Genomic DNA, 17,815 nt, shown 5'->3' on the forward strand with positions numbered 1-17,815 from the left:
TCTCGGGCATGAGCGACCTTGCGACGACCGATGTTGCGCTGATGCTTGAGCGGCACCGGGTGGAGCTGACCGGATATTGCTACCGCATGCTCGGCTCCGGATTCGAGGCCGAAGACGCGGTGCAGGAGACCTTTGTCCGCGCCTGGAAGGCCTATGACAAGTTCGAGGGCCGCGCGTCCGTGCGCTCCTGGCTCTACCGCATTGCCACCAACGTGTGCCTGGACATGCTCGACGCGAGCCAGCGGCGGGCCCGTCCGATGGAGCTCGGCCCGTCGTCGTCGCCGACTGCGGCCGTGCCCGAGCCGCTCGCCGAAAATGTGTGGCTCGGGCCGGTGCCCGACGGGCGGGTGCTGCGCGAGGAGGCCGACCCGGCCGAGATGGCGGTGGCGCGCGAGTCGGTCCGGCTCGCTTTCGTGGCCGCCCTGCAGCACCTGCCGGCCAAGCAGCGCGCCGTGCTGATCCTGCGCGAGGTTCTGGCGTGGTCGGCGCAAGAGGTGGCCGAGCTGCTCGACACGAGCGTGGCCTCGGTCAACAGCGCGCTGCAGCGGGCCCGGGCCACCCTGGCCTCCAGCGACGTCAGCACCGATACGTTGCGCCCCATGGATTCCGACCAGCTGTCGCTGCTGGCCCGCTATGTGCAGGCGTTCGAGGCCTATGACCTCGACTCGCTGCTCTCGCTGCTGCATGAGGACGCGACGCTCAACATGCCTCCGCTGTCGCTGTGGCTGCGCGGCGTGGCCGACATCCGGGGCTGGATGACCGGCACGGGTTGCGGCTGCGAGGGTTCCCGCTTGGTGCCCGTGGTGGCCAACGGGCATCCGGCCTTCGGGCAATACCGGCAGGGCGGGGCTCAGCCGTGGGCCCTCATCGTGCTCGAGATCTCCGACGGCCGCATCGCCACGGTCAACAACTTCCTCGACACCGAGCGCCTGTTCCCGATGTTCGGCCTGCCACCCGTGCTCAACTAGGTCCTTCCCGCTGGGCAGGCCCATCGCGCACCTGGTGACAGGGCTCGTCCGGGGGAGGCACTTCGCGCGCCTGGTGACAGGACTCGCCCGGGGGAGGCACTTCGCGCGCCTGGTGACAGGACTCGCCCGGGGGAGGCACTTCGCGCGCCTGGTGACACGGCTCCCCCAGGGCGGGCGCTTCGTAAGAAGGCTCTCCCAGGGCGGGCACGAGCACCAGGGCCAGGCCGGTCATGACGATCAGCTCCATGAGGCGGCTGCCGGGGCGGTGGAACCGCACCCGGCGGCCCCGTCTTCGGGCCGTCAGGTGGAGACGCAGCAGTGCCTCCACGGTGGCCATGTCGGGCTCGGTAAGCGTGCTGACGTCGCATTCGACATCGCAGTCGCCGGACTGTAACAAGGCGTCGAGCCGGTCACACAGGGCGGGGATGTCCGCCCGCCTGATGACCGGCCCGATGGCCCAGCGAGTGCTCATGTGAAGTTAGACCGCTCCCGCGCGGCGAATTCATCGCCCGACCGCGACTCCGCCCCGAAAGCCCTGCGAGGCCTCGACTTAGAACGCCCCGCGCGGCCCGGCCCCAGAACCCAACCCCGCCCCGCTCCCGGACACCGCGCGGCACGGCCCGGCCCATAGCCGCTCCGCTCCAGAGCCCGCTACGGAAGCCCGCGCAGCCAGCCCGGCTCCAGAAACCCACCGCCGCTCCGCTCCCAGAAACCCGCGCGGCCCGGACCGGAAGGCTCGCGGCGCTCCGCTACGAAGCTCGTAGGGCTCGCCCGCAGGGGCGGTCTGTCCCGGCTGTGCTACGGAAGCAGGTGCTTGACCAGGTCGCGCTCCTGCAGGAGCTCGTCGGTGGTCTTGCTGATCTTCTCTCGGGCGAAGTCGGAGTGCTCGACGCCCTCGACCACCGACCAGGTGCCATCGGCCTTGGTGGCCACCGGATAGCCGAACACCAGGCCCTCGGGCACACCATATTCACCCTTGCTGATGACGGCCAGCGAGGTCCAGTCGCCCTCGGGCGTGCCATCGAGCACCGACTTGACCGAGTCGATCGCGGCCGAGGCGGCGGAGGCGGCCGATGACAGGCCGCGAGCGGAGATGATGGCCGCCCCGCGCTTCTGCACGGCCGAGATGAACTCGCCGTTGACCCATTCTTCGTCACCGATCACGTCGGTGGCGCGGCGCCCGCCGATGCGGGCGTTGTAAGCGTCCGGGTATTGCGTTGCCGAGTGGTTGCCCCAGATAGCGAGGTTGCTCACCTCGGCGACGGGCACGCCGGCCTTCTTCGCCAGCTGCGACTTGGCCCGGTTTTCGTCCAGCCGGGTCATCGCGAACCACCGGTCGGCCGGGATGTCGGGGGCGTGCCCGGAGGCGATCAGCGCATTGGTGTTGCACGGGTTGCCGACCACGAGCACGCGGATGTCGCTCGCCGCGTTCTTCTGGATCGCCTCGCCCATCGGGCCGAACAGGCCACCGTTGGCCGAAAGCAGGTCGCCGCGCTCCATGCCCTCTTTGCGGGGCATCGCGCCGACGAGCAGCGCCCAACTGGCGCTGTCGAACGCCTCCTGCTGGTTGGAGGTCAGGACCAGGCCCGCCAGGGTCGGGAAGGCACAGTCATCGAGCTCCATCGCGACGCCCTCAAGCGCCTTCATCGCGGGCTCGATCTCCAGCAGCCGCAGCACGACGGGCTGGTCGGGACCGAAGACCTGGCCGGAGGCGATCCGGAACAGGAGCGCGTAGCTCACCTGCCCCGCGGCTCCAGTCACCGTTACATGCACCGGGTTACGGGCAACATCCACCATGCCCGCCATGCTAACGAGCAGCGAAACGCCCCGGTTCGCCGGGGCGTTCGCGCCTCCCCTTCTCGGTTGATCATGAAGTTGATGCGGCGACACGCCGTCGAGCATGGACTTAAGTTCATGATCAACCGGAAAGGGCGACCGTGGAAAGGCAGCCGCGGGAGGGGCAGCCGGGAGGCGGCCCTCCCGGAGACGGCCCTCCCGGAGGAGCAGCCGGAAAGGGGGCGGCGGGAAGGGAAGGAGGGGTTAGCAGTTCGCCCGCCGATGCGGGACCCTGACTGGGTCAAAAGCCGCCCGGCACATGAGGGCGAAACGGTCCAGATTGGGGCGGCACATCAGGGGCGGGGGGTGTAGTGGGCGGTGATGAGGGAGACCCAGATCCAGAGGGCTGCGCCGCCGGCGAGTTGGATGCGGAAGTCGCCGAGTGGGAAGGAGGCCGTGGCGAGGACGAGATACAAAACCAGCGTGATGATGGTGTACCACATCCAGCCCCGCTTGGCCTCGGCTGCGAACCGGCGGGCGAAGATGACGGCCGCCGCGATGAGGGCGATCCCCGCGACGACCGGGGCCAGAGCGTGCAGGATCCCGTGCCATGAAAGCTGGACGTTGTCGGTGCCGAGCGGGGTGCCGACCGGGTATCCATCTATCGGATCGGCGACGAACACACCACCCCACACCAGCGCCAGACCATAGGCCCCGATCAGGATGGGGCCCCATTTCGACCCGCGCCCATCGGCCAGCACACGGCGCAGGCCGAACGCCGAGACAAAGGCGAGCAGTCCACATAGGACAAAGTTGGTGATCTGGATCCAGCCCAGTTCGCCCAGGCTGAGCAGGCTCAACGGGTGGCGTTTTGGATCGAAGCCGGCACGCGTGAACATCTGCGCGACGACGGTGATGACGAACAGCGGTCCGGCGATGACGCCCGCGCTAAGCAGTGTCTTGGTGTTCATGCCGGGTTAGACGGGGGCCGCCCGCGAAACTCATCGCTCGCCGGAAACGGTCGGCCTTGACCCCCAATTCGCGGGCCAATTCCGAATCGGGGTCGACGTCGAAGTCCACGTCGAGCGCGGCCAGGAGAAAGGCCAGACTCGCCGGGCTGTCCGAGCCCACGTGGTAGAGACATGTCGCGTCATCGATCGGCTCGATTCGCCCGTATGAGCCGTATGCTTGCGCCGCAACGGATTCGGCGGAGGCGTGCAGACGGATCGTCGCCTGGTATGGCCAGGCACTCGCGACGCTCTGCGCCACGAAGGCGGCCGCGTCGAGCGTGCGCGGCTCGAAGCGCGGGCCGGTCGGGACGCGCGGGCTGAGCCGGTCGACCCGAAACGTGCGCCACGCGTCGCGGTCGAGATCCCAAGCCACCAGATACCACCTTCGACCCCAGTGCACCAGCTCGTGCGGCTCTGTGCTCCTGACGTCGCCGCGATAGTCGAACCTGAGCCGTTGATGGTCGCGACACGCGGTGGCGACGGCCGCCAGCACGCCGGCATCCACATCGGACTCCGTGAAAGGCGTTGGCACCGTGGAGATGTTCATCGCCGTGACGCGGTGGCGCAGCCGCGACGGGAGCACCTGTTCGAGTTTGACCAACGCGCGCAGCGCTGTTTCGCCGATGCCCGCCACGCTTGAGCCGGCGGCAGTGCGCAACGCGATCGCGAGCGCCACCGCCTCGTCGTCGTCGAGCTGAAGCGGGGGCAGCTCAGCGCCGGAGCTCAACCGGTACCCCCCAGCAATGCCTTTAAATGCTTTTATCGGGTACCCGAGAGAGCGCAGTTTATCGATATCCCTGCGGACGGTCCGCGTCGTCACCCCGAGCCGGTCGGCCAGCTCGGCGCCGGACCACTCCCGCCGCGTCTGCAGAAGCGTGAGCAGGCGCAACAGCCGGGCCGAGGTTTCCTTCACAGAAATCAGTATAGGACCGAACATGTCCGCTACTGCCCTTAGCGTGGTCGGCATGAACGAGATCACCATCCGGATCCCGCAGTCCGACCTCGACGACCTGCACGCCCGCCTCGACCGGACCCGCTGGCCAGCGTCCGTCACCGACGACTGGAGCCGCGGCACGCCGGTCGCGCACGCCCGGGAGCTGGCCTCCTACTGGCGCGACGGCTTCGACTGGCGGGCGCAGGAGGCGCGCCTGAACGAGCTGGCCCATTTCACCACCACCATCGACGGGCAGAAGATTCACTTCGCGCACGAGCGGTCGAGCAACCCCGACGCCATGCCGCTGATGCTGCTGCACGGCTGGCCCAGCTCGTTCGTCGAGTTCCTGGACGTGATCCCGTTGTTGCGCAACGACTTTCACCTCGTCGTCCCGTCGCTGCCGGGCTTCGCGTTCTCGTCGCCGCTCGCGTCGCCCGGGTGGACACCCAAGCGCATGGCGCAGGCCCTGACCAAACTCATGGCGGAGCTGGGCTATGAGCGTTATGGCGTGCAGGGCGGCGACACGGGTGCGTTCGTGGCACCCGAGATGGGCAAGCTCGCACCGGACAGCGTCATTGGCATCCACCTCAACGCGATTCTGTCATTCCCCTCCGGCGACGAGCCCGCCATCCTCTCCGAGGACGAACAGTCGCGCTGGGACGCACTCGAAGCCTCGAACGACGGATACTTTCACATCCAGTCGAAGTCGCCCGCGACCCTCGCGTTTGGACTGAGCGACTCACCGGCCGGGCAGTTGGCGTGGATCGCGGAGAGCTTCCATCGCTGGGCCGGGTCACCCATCGACCGCGACCGCTTCCTGACCAACGTGAGTCTGTATTGGTTCACCGGCACGGCCGGGTCGGCGGCCATGGTTTACTACGAACACGTGAACGACTGGTCCTACAGCGAACGCGGAACCGTGCCGACCGGTGTGCTGCTGGCCGCCACCAACGAATACGCGATCCGGCCATACGCCGAGCGCGACCACAACATCGTGCACTGGTCGCAAAAAGACGTCGGCGGCCACTTCTTCGCGCTGGAGCAACCGCACGAGTTCGCCTCAGACATCAACGCATTCTTCGGCAGCGGGTGTGCTCGGGCCGCTGCACGGCCGAGCACACCCGCGTAAGAGCACGGCTTGGCCTGAACGGAGTCTCACATGCGTCCCATGACCATGCTGGGGTTGAACCGGGCCACCCTGTTCCGGCAGTTCCTGCTGGACGGGGTGGACCTTCACGTGTCCACTGTGGACGCCGTGCATCGCTTGGCGGGCCTCAATGCCCAGGATCGTGGCGGTGCTTCGCTTTCCGCTGCGGCGCGCGGGCTTGCGGCCGAGGTGGACGCCAACCTCCAAGCCCGCACACTGGTCCGAGCTCCGCTCCTGCGCGGCACGCAGCACATCGTCACCGCGCAGGACTACCTGGCGTGGTGGCCGGTGCTGCGGCCCGTGCTGGCTCGCACGCAACGCTTCTTCGGGCAGGTCCCCGGCGAGCTGACGTCCGCGGCGACCGACATCCTCGCCGAAGGCCCGTTGACCCGCACCGAACTCGCCCAGCGCCTGGCCCGACGCTGGCCCGACCACGACCCCAAAGCGCTGGCCTCGTCCGTGCAGTTCCTGGTCCCGATCGTCCACCCACCCGGCCCCGGCTCGCGGACCGTGCTCGCGTTGGCGGAGGACTGGCTCGGGCAACCCGTGCAAGCGGACACAGACCCAAAACCCTTGATAGCGCGCTATCTTGCCGCGTTCGGCCCGGCGACGGTCAAGGACATGCAGGCATGGTCGGGCCTGACCCGGTTGCGTGAGCACGTGGCACAGATGCCGCTTCACGAGCTCGAAGGCGGGCTATACGACCTGCCTGACGCGCCCCTGCCCGACCCCGACACGCCCGCGCCGACACGCCTGCTTCCGTACGTCGACAACCTGCTGACCGCGCATGCCGACCGGACGCGCATCATGGACCCAGACGTGCAAAGGCGCGTATGCATTGGCGCGGTCGTCAAGGCCACCGTCCTGCACGACGGCCGTGTCGTCGGCACGTGGTGGGTCGAGCACGGCGACCTCCAGCTCGACCTTTTCGTCCCTGTGCCAGGCCTGGAGTTGGTGCCCCCAGTCGCCCATTACCCGCGCTATTGAAAAGACTCGCGCTGCCCAAGCTGCTATCTTGTCCGCATGCATGCGTCCTCGGTCCGCGCGATGATGCCCCGCCTTCGGGGCTGTTGACGCTGGACGGATGACGTTCAGAGGCCCCAGATCCGGGGCCTCGACGTGTTTATGGGTCGGAGCCCCCAAACCTTCCAAGGAGGTTCCGATGCCCGATCGGTTCTACGTCACCACGACCATCCCGTTCGTCAACGCTCGCCCGCACCTGGGATTCGCTCTGGAGCTCGTGCAGGCCGACGTGCTGGCCAGGCACCGGCGGCAGCGCGGCGACGAGGTCCGGTTCCTCACCGGCACGGACGACAACTCGCTGAAGAACGTGCTGGCCGCCGAGGCCGCGGGCGTGCCGACGCGGGAGCTGGTCGATCGCAATGGCGACGCGTTCGAGGCACTGCGCCGACCGCTGGACATCTCCCTCGACGACTTCATCCGCACCAGTCGCGACCCCCGCCACCGGCCGGGCGTGGAACGCTTCTGGCGGGCCTGCGCCGCGTCCGGCGACATCTACCGCAAGCACTACCAAGGGCTGTACTGCGTGGGGTGCGAACAGTTCTTCACGCCGGGCGAGCTGCGCGCCGGCCGCTGCCCCGAGCACGGCACCGCGCCGGAGCTCGTCACGGAGCAAAACTGGTTCTTCCGGCTGTCCCGCTACCAGGACCGGCTCTACGAGCTCATCGAGAGCGGTCGGTTGCGCGTCGAACCGGCGGTCCGCCGCAACGAGGTCCTCGGCTTCATCGCGGCCGGGCTGGAGGACTTCAGCATCTCCCGCTCGCACGCCCGCGCCCGCGGCTGGGGCATCCCCGTGCCCGACGATCCCGACCAGGTCGTCTACGTCTGGTGGGACGCACTTGGCAACTACATCACCGCCCTCGGCTACGCCAACGACGGCCCCGACTACCGGCGCTGGTGGGTGGACAGCACCCGGCGGGTGCATCTGCTCGGCAAGGGAGTGCTGCGGTTCCACGCCGTGTACTGGCCGGCGATGCTGCTGTCGGCGGGCGAACCGCTGCCGACCGACATCGTCGTGCATGACTACCTCACGGTCGACGGCGGCAAAATCAGCAAGTCGGCGGGAACCGCGGTCGACCCTGTCGAGCTCGTCAGCCGGTTCGGGACCGATCCGGTGCGCTGGTGGCTGCTGCGCGAGGTGCCGCGGGTCGGCGAGGTGGACTTCACCGTCGACCGGCTCATCGCCCGCACGAACGGCGATCTCGCCGACGATCTGGGCAACCTCATCTCCCGCGTCGTCGCCATGGTGCACCGCTATCGCGACGGCCGGCCACCGGCCGGCACCCCGCAGCCCAACGCGGAGGCGCACCGGCTGACGAACGCCTGCCTACAGGCACCGGTCCTGGTGGCGGCGGCCCTGGACGCCTACGACTTCCGTGGCGCCACGGCGGCGATCTGGAGTGTTGTGGAGGAGGCCAACCGCTACGTCGAGCAGGTCCGGCCATGGCACCTGGCCAAGGCCGAGCGTGACGGCGATATCGAGGCCACGGCGCGCCTCGACGACGCTCTGGACTTGCTCATCCGCGCCTGCCGGACGCTGGCCGAGGAGATCCGGCCTTTCCTGCCCGGCACCGCGGACCGGATCACCGCCCAGTGCACGGCGTCGGCCAGACGGCTGCCCCGTCCGGAACCGCTGTTCCCGAAGATCCCGGCCGGGACGGCGTGAATGTGCGGCGTCACGGGTACCGGATAGGAATGAAGACCACATGGAAACCGCATGAGAAGCATGGGGAGCTGACCGAGCGGTCCGACCTGCCCGACAGCGTGTTCGCCTTCCCGGACAAGCGCAAGGAGCCGCTCACGGACGCCGATCATGTGCGCAACGCGCTGGCCCGCTTCGACCAGGTAGAGGACGTCACCGACAAGGAGCGTGACCAGGCGTTCGCCAACATCCAGAAGGCGGCCAAGCACTACGATGTCGAGATCGAGGCGGAGAACTGGCACGAGCTCGGCAAGCCGTGAGCACGCCAAATTCCGGCTCGACGGCAAGAAGTTTTCGGGTGGATGGGCGCTCAACCGGTTCCGAGTCCGCCCGGAACCGTTGTGGTTGCTCGTAAAGTTGAAGGACGAGCACGCCGGCGGGCCACGCCGAACGTGACGACGCGTCGGTGAAAACCGGTCGCACGCTTGAGGAAGTGTCGCATGCGGGTAGAAGTCACACGTCCCGATAAGGTGCTTTTCCCGGACGACGGCGTGACCAAGGCCGATCTGGTGGGCTATTATCGCGACATCGCGCCGCTCATGCTGCCGCACCTGCGCAAGCGGCCGCTCGTGATGTTCCGCTACCCGGATGGCGTGGGCGGCAAGGCCTGGGTGCACAAGGATATCCCCGACTACTTCCCCGGCTGGATTCATCGCGTGGAGGTGGCCAAGGAGGGCGGCACGGTCACCCACGTCGTGTGCGATGACGCGGACACGCTGGCATACCTGGCCAATCAGGCCTGCATCAGCCCGCACGTGTGGCTGTCCAAAATAGACAAGCTGGACCACCCCGACCGGCTCGTCTTCGATCTCGACCCGGCCGGATCCTTCGCCACGGTGAAGACGGCCGCACTGCGGCTGCGCGAGCTGCTCGACGAGCTCGGCCTGCCGTCGCTGCCGATGACCACCGGCTCGCGCGGCCTGCACATCATCGTGCGCCTGGACCGCAGCGCCGGCTTCGACCAGGTGCGCGCCTTCGCCCGCGACGTGGCCGACCTGCTTGCGGCACGCCACCCCGCCACGCTGACCACCGAGGCGCGCAAAGCCAAGCGCGGCAGGCGACTCTATCTCGACGTGGCGCGCAACGGCTATGCGCAGACCGCGGTCGCGCCGTTCGCCGTGCGGGCCCTGCCCGGCGCGCCCGTGGCCGCCCCGATCGAATGGTCGCAATTGGACTCGCTCAAGAGCGCCCGCGACTTCACCGTCCGCAAGCCTCCCGCGCCTTGGCCGGACACGCCGAGGGGCCGCTCACTGCGAGCAGCCCACAAGCGGCTCAAAGCGCTGGCTTAGCTTCCGGATCGGACGTCCTTTGGACGGTGTTCGTACAAATCCGGACGATGCCGAACAGCGTTAGCCGTTGTTGCCCATGCGACACCCTGCTTATATCTATGAGCATCAGATCGATCCTTGGCCAAGCCACAGTCACCACCCATGTGGGAAAGGCCGCTTCAGGCTGGAAGGAAGAAGATATTGAAACGTAAGAGCATTCCGGCAATGCTCGTGGCGCTGTTGATGGCCACGGGCACCATCATTCTGGGGTCTGCCCCAGCACATGCCGCAGGGTGGCAAGCCTGGGGAGCATGGAAGTCGTTCGGAAACGGCACCTTCCAGTGCCGCAATTATGTCGACGCCACCACGGTGGGCTCAAGGCTGCTCATCAGCGGCTCGGTCAACTGCACCAAGCAGACATCAATAGCCATGTATGTCACCTCGGCACCGGGCGGAACCCGTTCCAAGTGGTGCCAGCAGACCACGCAGGCGTGTTACATCTCGTTCTATGTGAACAACCCGGCGGGCACGCAAAACTGGGACGCCCTCACCACCTCCAATATCGGCGGAGAAGCCATTCCGGCAGCCGTAATCCATTACAGAATTTGAGCCCTCCGCACATTCGGTGAACGCTGAACCCCGCTGATCCACGATCCGTTCGGCGCGGACTGGACAGCGGGGCTCGAATCCGTGCCGGTCACCGCAGTCCGCACGCCGCCAACACATCGCGCCGCTCGATGGCCGCGGCCATCATGTCGCCGAACCTGTCCGGCGTGCAGGCGAACGCCGGAATGCCAAGCGCCGCAAGGGCTGCCGCGTTGTCATGGTCGTAGGCCGGCTTGCCCTCATCGGACAGCGCCAGCAGCACGATCACTTGCACCCCCGCTGCCTGCAGGGCGGCCATCCGGCGCAGCATTTCCTCCCGTACCCCACCCTCATAAAGATCGCTGATGAGCACGAAGATGGAGTCGCGCGGTCGGGTGATCAGCCCCTCACAGTAGGCGATGGCCCGATTGATGTCGGTGCCGCCGCCCAGCTGGGTGCCGAACAGCACCTCCACCGGGTCGTGCAAATGCTCGGTCAGGTCGACAACCGCGGTGTCAAACACGACCAGCGACGTGCGCAACGTCTTCATCGACGCGAGCACCGCGCCGAACACTCCACTGTAGACAACCGAGGCCGCCATCGACCCCGACTGGTCCACGCACAGCACCACATCGCGCTGCACGGCCCGCGAGCTACGGCCATATCCCACCAGCCGCTCGGGCACGATGGTCCGATGCGCCGCCTGGTAGTGCTTCAAATTCGCTTTGATGGTGCGATTCCAGTCGATCTCGTGATGCCGGGGCCGGCTGATCCGCGCGGCCCGGTTGAGCGCCCCGGTCACGGCCGCCCGGGTTCGCTGCGCCACCTTGCGCTCCAGATCGGCGACCACTTTGGACACTACCTGCCGGGCCGTGCTGCGCGCCTTTTCCGGCAGCACGTTGCCCAGCGACAGCAGTGTGCCCACCAGATTGATGTCGGGCTCGACCGCTTGCAGCATCTCGGGTTCCAAGAGCAGCTGGGTCAGGTTGAGCCGATCGATCGCGTCGGCCTGCATCACCTGCACCACCGACGACGGGAAGTATTGCCGGATGTCGCCCAGCCACCGCGCCACGTTGGGGGCCGATGCGCCGAGCCCGCCCTTGCGCTGACCGCTGCCGCCCCCGCCGCCATACAGCGCCGACAGTGCGCCGTCCATCGCCTGATCGTCGCCCTGCAGTTCGAATCCGGTGCCGTCCTGCCCGTCCTCGCCACCGAGGACCAGCCGCCACCGCCGTAGTCTCTCCTCGTCATCGGACATCGAGCAACACCTTCAACGTGGGCAGTATGAGGGAAACCCGATCGAAATCCAGATCTTCTGTCGCTTGTGGACGGCGTGCGCCCGGTTGCCGCAGCCGCTCCCCGATCGCCCGCCGTTCCGGCCCCGCGAACTCCGAAAAAGTTCGTCGCAGCAACGGAAGCGTGGCGCTGAAGCTTTCCGCCGGAAGCGCGCTCACCCACCGATCAATAAGACTTAAGAGCTTTTCATCGTGTACCAGCAGGAGGCCCCCACCGCTCAGGAAGCCCTCCACAAACGCGGCCGCCTGCGCCGGCGGCACGCCGATCGACAGCACGCGGGCCAGGCGCAGCTCGACCTCGTCGAACGTCAACCCGCCCTCGTCGCGCAGCAGCCGGGTGAGCCGCCCGGCCAGCAGGCCCGGCAGGTCGGGCCGGTCCACCAGCCCGCGCAGCGCCTGCAGCCACTCGTCGCGCAGCGGCAGCAGATCGGCCAGCAGCCGGATCGACTCGTGCACGCGATCCAGCACGCCCGCGAGCTCCTTGGCCGCCTCCTCGGCCACACCCGTGAGCGCGCCCGGGAGTCCGATTTGGACGCGCTGGACGAGACCGGTCAGCACGGGGGCGAGGTCGGCCAGATCGGTGCGGCGCACGTCTCCGTACCGCAAAGTTCTGGCAAGGGGTGGGATCGCGGCCATCAGGTGGACGATGTCGGCATCGAGCGCGGCTCGCTGGTCGAGCGCGCGGAGCACCGTCTCCTGCGCCTCGGGCAGCTGGGCCAGCAGACACGACTCGACCAGCTCGGTGAGCGCGGGCAGGTCGCCGCTCCCGCTGACCTCGATCACCTTCGCGGTCGCCGCCGCCTCAACGGAGGTCCCGTATGCGCTCGCGACGATCAGGTCGACCGCGAACTCCGGCTGCCACAGCACATGCCACGACTCCCAGAAGGTGCCGCGCCCGCCCTGGTGTTCCTGCGGCGTGCCCCAGCCGATGCCGAGCAGGCGCAGCCGGTGCAGCAGCTGGCTGCGCGCCAGATCGTTGGGCTTGCGCAGATCCAGGTTGACGTCTCGCCCGACGGCCTGCGGCGGAAAGCGCAGCCGCCGTTGCGCCGCCTCGACATCGCGCACCAGCGGCACGGACGGCGTCTCGTCGGGCACGGTGCCGAGCTGCTCGCCCACGACCACCTTGCGCTGCACCAGTTTCAGGCGGGTCTCGTCGCCGTCGCACAGCACGGCCCGGGTCGCCTCCGTCACCTCGGACAGGCCCGCGTGCGGACGCCCACGCAGCACGGCCAGCGCCTCCGCCAACCGGGTGGCCTCGATGACGTGTGCGCTCGACACGGGCAGGTCGTCTTCGCGCAGCACCCCGGCCACGCCCACCAGCCAGCGCTCGATGACCCGGTCGTGCACGGTGAACAGGTGGTGATACCACCCCGGGGACGCGACACCGGCGCCATATCCGGTCCACCACGCCAGGCGGCCGTGCGTCCACGGCACCCACGTCATCGAAACCTGTTGCTTGGCAAGCCCTTTGAGCAACGCCGCATCGCTCGCGGCCGACGGTAGCGGCCCGATCAGTGCCGGCGCGTGCCAGGCCCCGCACACCACGGCGATCCGCTCGAACCCCTCCTTGATGGCCTTGCGCAACACCTGGCGCATGTACGCTTCCCGCACCAGGTCGTAATGCTTGGCCGGATGCGACGCCCGCACGACCACCATCGCCTCCGCCACGGCCTCAAACGGCGGCGTGCCATCCCGCTGGTGCTCGATCACATCCTCCCACCAGCGCTCGGGGTCGTCGTATCCGGCCGCGTCGGCCAGGCTCGCGATGGGGTCGATTCCGTCCTCTTTGGACTGTCCGGTGACCCGTTGCCCTGCGGGCAGGTCGCAAAACCTCAACGGCACGCCCTCGCGCAGCGAATACCGGATGGCCTGCCATTCGGGCGAAAACACGGCGAACGGCCAGAACGACGACGACTTCTCGGTGTATGCCAGCAGCGCCACGGGCGGACGCATCTGCGGGCTCCCGGCCAGCGCCACCAGCCCGTCGGCCTCCGGCGGCCCCTCGACCAGGATGACGTCGGGCTTCAGCTCGTCCAGCGCGCGCACCAGCGCCCGCGCCGATCCCGGCCCGTGATGCCTGATCCCGAACACCCGCAGTTGCACACGCGCGACTCTAGCGTGACGCGGCCAAACGCTGGAACAGCCGGTTGACGGCCCACAGCACGGTGCCGCCCAGCAGCAGCCACAGGGCGAGCAGATAGATCGGCAGCTCGCGCACGAACGGCAGCAGGAACACCGCGGACACGACGGCCCCGAGGATCGGCACGATCGTCGGCGCGCGGAAGTGCCGGTGCTCCACCCGCTCCCGGCGCAGCACCAGGGCCGAAATGTTCACGAGCAAGAACACGCCCGTGAGCAGGAGCACCGTGGTATCCGACAGGGACGTCAGGTCATCGACGGTCATCAGCAGCAGGATGGACAGGGCCGTGGTGAACACGATCGAGAACCACGGCGTGCGGCGCGGCGACAGCACGGCGAACGGGCGCGGCAGCACGTCGCGCTTGGCCATGCCGTACAGCAGCCGGGAAGCCATCAGCATGTTGATCAGCATGGTGTTGGACACCGCGATCATCGAAACGGCCGAGAAGACGCGCGAGGCGGGAAGGTCGGGCGCGCCGATGCGCACCACCTCCAGCAGCGGCCCGCTGGACGCCGTGAGCACATCGAGCGGCACCGTCATGGCGGCGGTGAACGCGACCAGCAGGTAGATGATGCCCGCGACGGCCAGCCCGGTGATCATGGCGGGCGGGAAGTCGCGCGACGGATTGGTGGTCTCCTCGGCCAGGTTGACCGAGTCCTCAAACCCCAGAAACGCGTAGAAGGCGGTCGCCGCACCGGCCAGGAGCCCGGTGGCGACACCGAATCCGGTGCCCGAGAAGTCGAACGCGGCCGCGGGATCGCCCTGCCCGCGGGACAGCACCCACGCCCCGATCCCGATGATGAACAGCAAACCGGTCAGTTCGATACAGGTGACGACAATGTTCACCTTGATCGACTCGGACACACCCCAGTAGTTGATCGCCGCGACAAGGAGGATCGCGAGCGCGCCGATCAGGACCATCGGCGGGTTCTCCACGCCGGTGAGCCCGGTGAAGTAACGCCCGCCGACCCGGGTGGCGGCAAAACTCGCCGACGTCACCCCGGACGCCATGATGGCGAACGTCACCAGGAAGCTCAGGAACTTGATCTGGAACGCCCGGTCGCAGTAGAGCGCTCCGCCCGCGGCCTGCGGATATTTGGTCACCAGCTCCATGTAGGCGAACGCGGTCAGGAACGCCAGCAGAAACGCGATCAGGAACGACGCCCAGATCGCACCCCCGGCGTTCCGGCCCACCTGGCCGGTCAGCGAGTAGATGCCGGCACCGAGGATGTCGCCCAGAATGAAGAAGATCAGCATTGGGCGCGTGATCACCCGGCGCAGCCCGTGCTCGAACTCGCCGGGCACGCGCGTCACAGGAATCGAAACATCGCCGCCCATCCGCCGCCCTTACCCCGGCGGGGACGGTCCTATTCGGCCTCGCGGGCCGCGCGGTAGAAGTCCTGCCAGCCCTCGCGCTCGCGCACCACCGTCTCCAGGTATTCACGCCAGATCACCGCGTCGGAAACCGGATCGCGCACCACCGCGCCGCGGATGCCCGCCGCCACATCGGCCGCGCGCACCACCCCGTCGCCGAAGTGCGCGGCCAACGACACCCCGCTGGTCATCACCGAAATGGCCTCGGCCGTGGACAGCGTGCCGCTCGGCGTCTTGAGCTTGGTCCGCCCGTCGGCCGTCACGCCCTCCCGCAACTCGCGGAAAATCGTCACCGCACGGCGAATCTCCACAATTGAATCGGGCACCTCCGGCAGCTCCAGCGCGCGGCCCATCTCGGTCACGCGCCGCGCCACGATGTCGACCTCTTCGTCGGCCGATGCCGGTACCGGCAGAACCACGGTGTTGAAGCGGCGCCGCAGCGCGCTGGACAGCTCGTTGACCCCACGGTCGCGGTCATTGGCGGTGGCGATGACGTTGAACCCCTTGACCGCCTGCACCTCGTCGCCGAGCTCCGGCACGGGCAGCACCTTCTCCGACAGGATCGTGATGAAGGTGTCCTGCACGTCGGACGGCACCCGGGTCAGCTCCTCCACGCGCGCGATCGTTCCCGTGCGCATCGCGCGCATGACCGGGCTCGGCACCAGCGCACCCGCCGACGGCCCCTCCGCCAGCAGGCGGGCGTAGTTCCACCCGTAGCGGATGGCCTCCTCGGGCGTGCCGGCCGTGCCCTGCACCAGCAGCGTGGAATCCCCCGAGATGGCCGCGGCGAGATGTTCTGAAACCCAAGTCTTTGCGGTACCGGGGACGCCAAGCAAGAGCAGTGCCCGATCGGTGGCCAGGGTCGCCACCGCGACCTCGATGAGCCGGCGCGGCCCGATGTATTTCGGTGTGATCGCGTCGCCATCGCCCAGCAGGTAGGTCACGACGGCCTGCGGCGAGAGCCGCCAGCCCGGCGGTCGGGGCAGATCATCGCGCTTGGCCAGCATCGCGAGCTCATCGGCGTAAAGCTGCTCGGCGTGCGGCCTGAGCACGGCACCGCCCTGACCCACACCGGACGCGGCCCCTTGCGCCGCAGCCCTATCCGTCGCAGCCCCTTGTGTCGCAGGCCCCTGCGTCGCGGCCCCTTGCGTCGCGGCCCCTTGCGCCGCAGCCCCTTGCGTCGCAGCCCCTTGCGCCGCAGCCCCTTGCGTCGCAGCCCCTTGCGTCGCAGGCCCCTGCGTCGCGGCCCCATCCGTGGCGGCGCCTTGCGTTTCGGCAGTCATGGTCACAGGAACTCCTGACGGATCTCGTGGCGAATCTGTAGCAGTGAAGCCAATTGCTCCAGGGCGGCACGATGACTGTCGTCATCGGACGCTTCGGCGAGCGCGCGGACGCGCGGCAGCGCATCGGGCGACAGGCCGGTCTCGGCGAGGTAGGTGAGCGTGGACCAGCCACCGCGCTGGCGCTGCGAGGGCTGGCTAAGGTAACCAAGCACGATCTCGGCCACCTCTGCCGACCACGGTCGGGGCAGGGCGGCCAGCAGCTCGTTCATCCGGCCGGGGCGCCCGCGCACCGCGTCCTGAGCCACCTCGACCGCGTCTTGGGGCGCGAGCAACGACACCAGTTGCGGCAGGGACGGCGGCGCGTGTTCGAAGCCGCACCGGTACAGCGCCAGGGCCCAGCACCGGTCCTTCTGCAGCAGCGCGGCCCGCGCCCAGCCTTGCAGCAGCGTGGGCCGCCAGTCGTCGTTTGCCTTGCGAGCCAGCAAATCTTCGGGGTGGGCGTCCAATGAGGACCAGCACTCCAGCGGCGCGGACGACACGATCTGCAGCAGCAGCCACGCCCGCTCGCCCAGCCCATAGGGCGGCCGGTTGGTCAGCCCATCGCGGCGCAACGACGCGTCAAGCTCCGCCGGCGGCACGATCTGGAGCCGATTCGGCCCGTCGGCCCGCACGCACGCCAGCGCCCGCTCGGCCATGCGCAGCCGCCACGACGAGGACGGCAGCGCAGCCAGCAACTCGGCTGCGGCCTCGCGCACCTGCGCTCGCCGGTCGTCGAGCGCCTTCTCCAGCCACGCCTCGTCGTCGTCGGACAGGCCGGTCAGGCACACCCGGATGAGCGCGGCCAGGTCGGCGGCCCGCTCCTGCGCCCATGTCTCGGCCAGCAGCTCGCGCCCGGCGCCCGGGTCTGCCGCCCGAATCCGGTGCAGGTGGCGCGTGCGCACGTCCAGCGTGCCCATCTGCCAGCCGCCCTCGCCGCCCGCCTGCAGCTCGTCGGGGAACACCCAGGCCCACCGCCCGGGGCCGTGGGAGGCGAGCCAGGCCAGGCGCTCACCGCCGACCGCACGCACCAGCGGGCGCAGGGCCACCTCGGAGGTGGCCATCTCCGCCAGGCCGACCAGAACCCGTGGCGGGGCAAGCAGATCGCGCTCGGCGGCCAGCTCCAGCCACTCACGCACCAGCTCCCGCTTGGTGCGCCGGTCGGTGAACCCGTCGGCGTCGGACAGCAGCCGCGCCAGCCGCGCCCCGGCACCGCGCGAGGCGACCGCGCGCTGCTCGGCCGGTGCCAGTATCGGCTCAAGCCCGCGCACCGGCCG

The 17,815-nt window shown here is 68.7% G+C and carries 16 protein-coding genes; 7 read left to right on the forward strand and 9 right to left on the reverse strand.

Going from position 1 to position 17,815, the window contains the following annotated elements; all coding sequences use genetic code 11:
* The first annotated feature begins 8 nt into the window (after positions 1 to 8).
* Positions 9 to 968, forward strand: a complete 960-nt coding sequence (locus DM816_RS17130; RefSeq protein WP_117211255.1) for a sigma-70 family RNA polymerase sigma factor — start codon at positions 9 to 11, stop codon at positions 966 to 968.
* On the opposite strand, the gene DM816_RS17135 is transcribed toward DM816_RS17130, so the two are convergent.
* The 4 genes from DM816_RS17135 to DM816_RS17155 all read right to left on the reverse strand — a co-directional run bounded on the left by DM816_RS17135 (position 961) and on the right by DM816_RS17155 (position 4,667).
* Positions 961 to 1,440, reverse strand: coding sequence for an STAS domain-containing protein (locus DM816_RS17135; RefSeq protein ID WP_117211237.1), 480 nt, complete (start codon positions 1,438 to 1,440; stop codon positions 961 to 963). The two genes, DM816_RS17130 and DM816_RS17135, sit on opposite strands and share 8 nt — an antisense overlap.
* Before the next feature lie 326 nt (positions 1,441 to 1,766).
* Positions 1,767 to 2,765, reverse strand: a complete 999-nt coding sequence (locus DM816_RS17140) for a malate dehydrogenase (protein ID WP_117211256.1) — start codon at positions 2,763 to 2,765, stop codon at positions 1,767 to 1,769.
* A 332-nt stretch (positions 2,766 to 3,097) separates the two neighbouring features.
* The gene (locus tag DM816_RS17150; RefSeq protein WP_117211239.1) at positions 3,098 to 3,715 is read right to left on the reverse strand and encodes a DUF998 domain-containing protein; all 618 of its coding nucleotides are present in this window, start codon (positions 3,713 to 3,715) and stop codon (positions 3,098 to 3,100) included.
* On the reverse strand, positions 3,693 to 4,667 hold the full coding sequence (locus DM816_RS17155; protein ID WP_117211240.1) for a helix-turn-helix transcriptional regulator: 975 nt from the start codon (positions 4,665 to 4,667) through the stop codon (positions 3,693 to 3,695). Before DM816_RS17155 ends, DM816_RS17150 begins: the two co-directional genes overlap by 23 nt.
* 52 nt (positions 4,668 to 4,719) lie before the next feature.
* Between DM816_RS17155 and DM816_RS17160 the strand changes: the two genes are divergently transcribed.
* The 6 genes from DM816_RS17160 to DM816_RS17185 all read left to right on the forward strand — a co-directional run bounded on the left by DM816_RS17160 (position 4,720) and on the right by DM816_RS17185 (position 10,434).
* Complete coding sequence (locus DM816_RS17160; protein WP_117211241.1) at positions 4,720 to 5,817, forward strand: epoxide hydrolase family protein; 1,098 nt, start codon at positions 4,720 to 4,722, stop codon at positions 5,815 to 5,817.
* Between the two features lie 30 nt (positions 5,818 to 5,847).
* Positions 5,848 to 6,822 (forward strand): winged helix DNA-binding domain-containing protein, encoded by a 975-nt coding sequence (locus DM816_RS17165; protein WP_117211242.1) that lies wholly within the window; start codon positions 5,848 to 5,850, stop codon positions 6,820 to 6,822.
* 175 nt (positions 6,823 to 6,997) lie between these two features.
* Positions 6,998 to 8,521: a methionine--tRNA ligase gene (locus DM816_RS17170; RefSeq protein WP_117211243.1), complete on the forward strand. Its 1,524-nt coding sequence runs from the start codon at positions 6,998 to 7,000 to the stop codon at positions 8,519 to 8,521.
* 29 nt (positions 8,522 to 8,550) lie between these two features.
* Positions 8,551 to 8,817, forward strand: a complete 267-nt coding sequence (locus DM816_RS17175; protein WP_117211244.1) for a DUF6582 domain-containing protein — start codon at positions 8,551 to 8,553, stop codon at positions 8,815 to 8,817.
* A gap of 180 nt (positions 8,818 to 8,997) precedes the next feature.
* Positions 8,998 to 9,846, forward strand: coding sequence for a non-homologous end-joining DNA ligase (gene ligD, locus DM816_RS17180; RefSeq protein ID WP_117211245.1), 849 nt, complete (start codon positions 8,998 to 9,000; stop codon positions 9,844 to 9,846).
* Between the two features lie 180 nt (positions 9,847 to 10,026).
* Positions 10,027 to 10,434 carry a hypothetical protein gene (locus DM816_RS17185; RefSeq protein WP_162907562.1) on the forward strand — a complete coding sequence of 136 codons (408 nt, stop codon included), beginning with the start codon at positions 10,027 to 10,029 and terminating at the stop codon, positions 10,432 to 10,434.
* An 88-nt stretch (positions 10,435 to 10,522) separates the two neighbouring features.
* Here DM816_RS17185 and DM816_RS17190 read toward each other — a convergent pair whose 3' ends face one another.
* The 5 genes from DM816_RS17190 to DM816_RS17215 form a co-directional block, all read right to left on the reverse strand.
* On the reverse strand, positions 10,523 to 11,668 hold the full coding sequence (locus tag DM816_RS17190) for a VWA domain-containing protein (RefSeq protein ID WP_117211247.1): 1,146 nt from the start codon (positions 11,666 to 11,668) through the stop codon (positions 10,523 to 10,525).
* Positions 11,658 to 13,808, reverse strand: a complete 2,151-nt coding sequence (locus DM816_RS17195; RefSeq protein ID WP_117211248.1) for a DUF5682 family protein — start codon at positions 13,806 to 13,808, stop codon at positions 11,658 to 11,660. The genes DM816_RS17190 and DM816_RS17195 overlap by 11 nt, the downstream gene beginning before the upstream one ends.
* Positions 13,809 to 13,818: 10 nt before the next feature.
* Positions 13,819 to 15,183 (reverse strand): APC family permease, encoded by a 1,365-nt coding sequence (locus DM816_RS17200; protein WP_117211249.1) that lies wholly within the window; start codon positions 15,181 to 15,183, stop codon positions 13,819 to 13,821.
* A 29-nt stretch (positions 15,184 to 15,212) separates the two neighbouring features.
* A complete protein-coding gene (locus tag DM816_RS17205; protein ID WP_246001997.1) occupies positions 15,213 to 16,271 on the reverse strand; it encodes an ATP-binding protein in 1,059 nt (352 codons plus the stop codon).
* Positions 16,272 to 16,504: 233 nt separating this feature from the next.
* On the reverse strand, positions 16,505 to 17,815 hold a 1,311-nt coding region (locus DM816_RS17215), incomplete at its 5' end, for a DUF5691 domain-containing protein (RefSeq protein ID WP_246001998.1).

This window comes from Allorhizocola rhizosphaerae (assembly GCF_003426775.1).
GTDB lineage: Bacteria > Actinomycetota > Actinomycetes > Mycobacteriales > Micromonosporaceae > Allorhizocola > Allorhizocola rhizosphaerae.

Excerpts from the sequence above, each read along its gene's own strand:
- DM816_RS17130 (WP_117211255.1), top strand. The coding sequence starts at position 9 with ATGAGCGACCTTGCGACGACCGATGTTGCGCTGATGCTTGAGCGGCAC.
- DM816_RS17135 (WP_117211237.1), bottom strand. The coding sequence starts at position 1,440 with ATGAGCACTCGCTGGGCCATCGGGCCGGTCATCAGGCGGGCGGACATC.
- DM816_RS17140 (WP_117211256.1), bottom strand. The coding sequence starts at position 2,765 with ATGGTGGATGTTGCCCGTAACCCGGTGCATGTAACGGTGACTGGAGCC.
- DM816_RS17150 (WP_117211239.1), bottom strand. The coding sequence starts at position 3,715 with ATGAACACCAAGACACTGCTTAGCGCGGGCGTCATCGCCGGACCGCTG.
- DM816_RS17160 (WP_117211241.1), top strand. The coding sequence starts at position 4,720 with ATGAACGAGATCACCATCCGGATCCCGCAGTCCGACCTCGACGACCTG.
- DM816_RS17165 (WP_117211242.1), top strand. The coding sequence starts at position 5,848 with ATGCGTCCCATGACCATGCTGGGGTTGAACCGGGCCACCCTGTTCCGG.
- DM816_RS17170 (WP_117211243.1), top strand. The coding sequence starts at position 6,998 with ATGCCCGATCGGTTCTACGTCACCACGACCATCCCGTTCGTCAACGCT.
- DM816_RS17175 (WP_117211244.1), top strand. The coding sequence starts at position 8,551 with ATGAAGACCACATGGAAACCGCATGAGAAGCATGGGGAGCTGACCGAG.
- ligD (WP_117211245.1), top strand. The coding sequence starts at position 8,998 with ATGCGGGTAGAAGTCACACGTCCCGATAAGGTGCTTTTCCCGGACGAC.
- DM816_RS17190 (WP_117211247.1), bottom strand. The coding sequence starts at position 11,668 with ATGTCCGATGACGAGGAGAGACTACGGCGGTGGCGGCTGGTCCTCGGT.
- DM816_RS17200 (WP_117211249.1), bottom strand. The coding sequence starts at position 15,183 with ATGGGCGGCGATGTTTCGATTCCTGTGACGCGCGTGCCCGGCGAGTTC.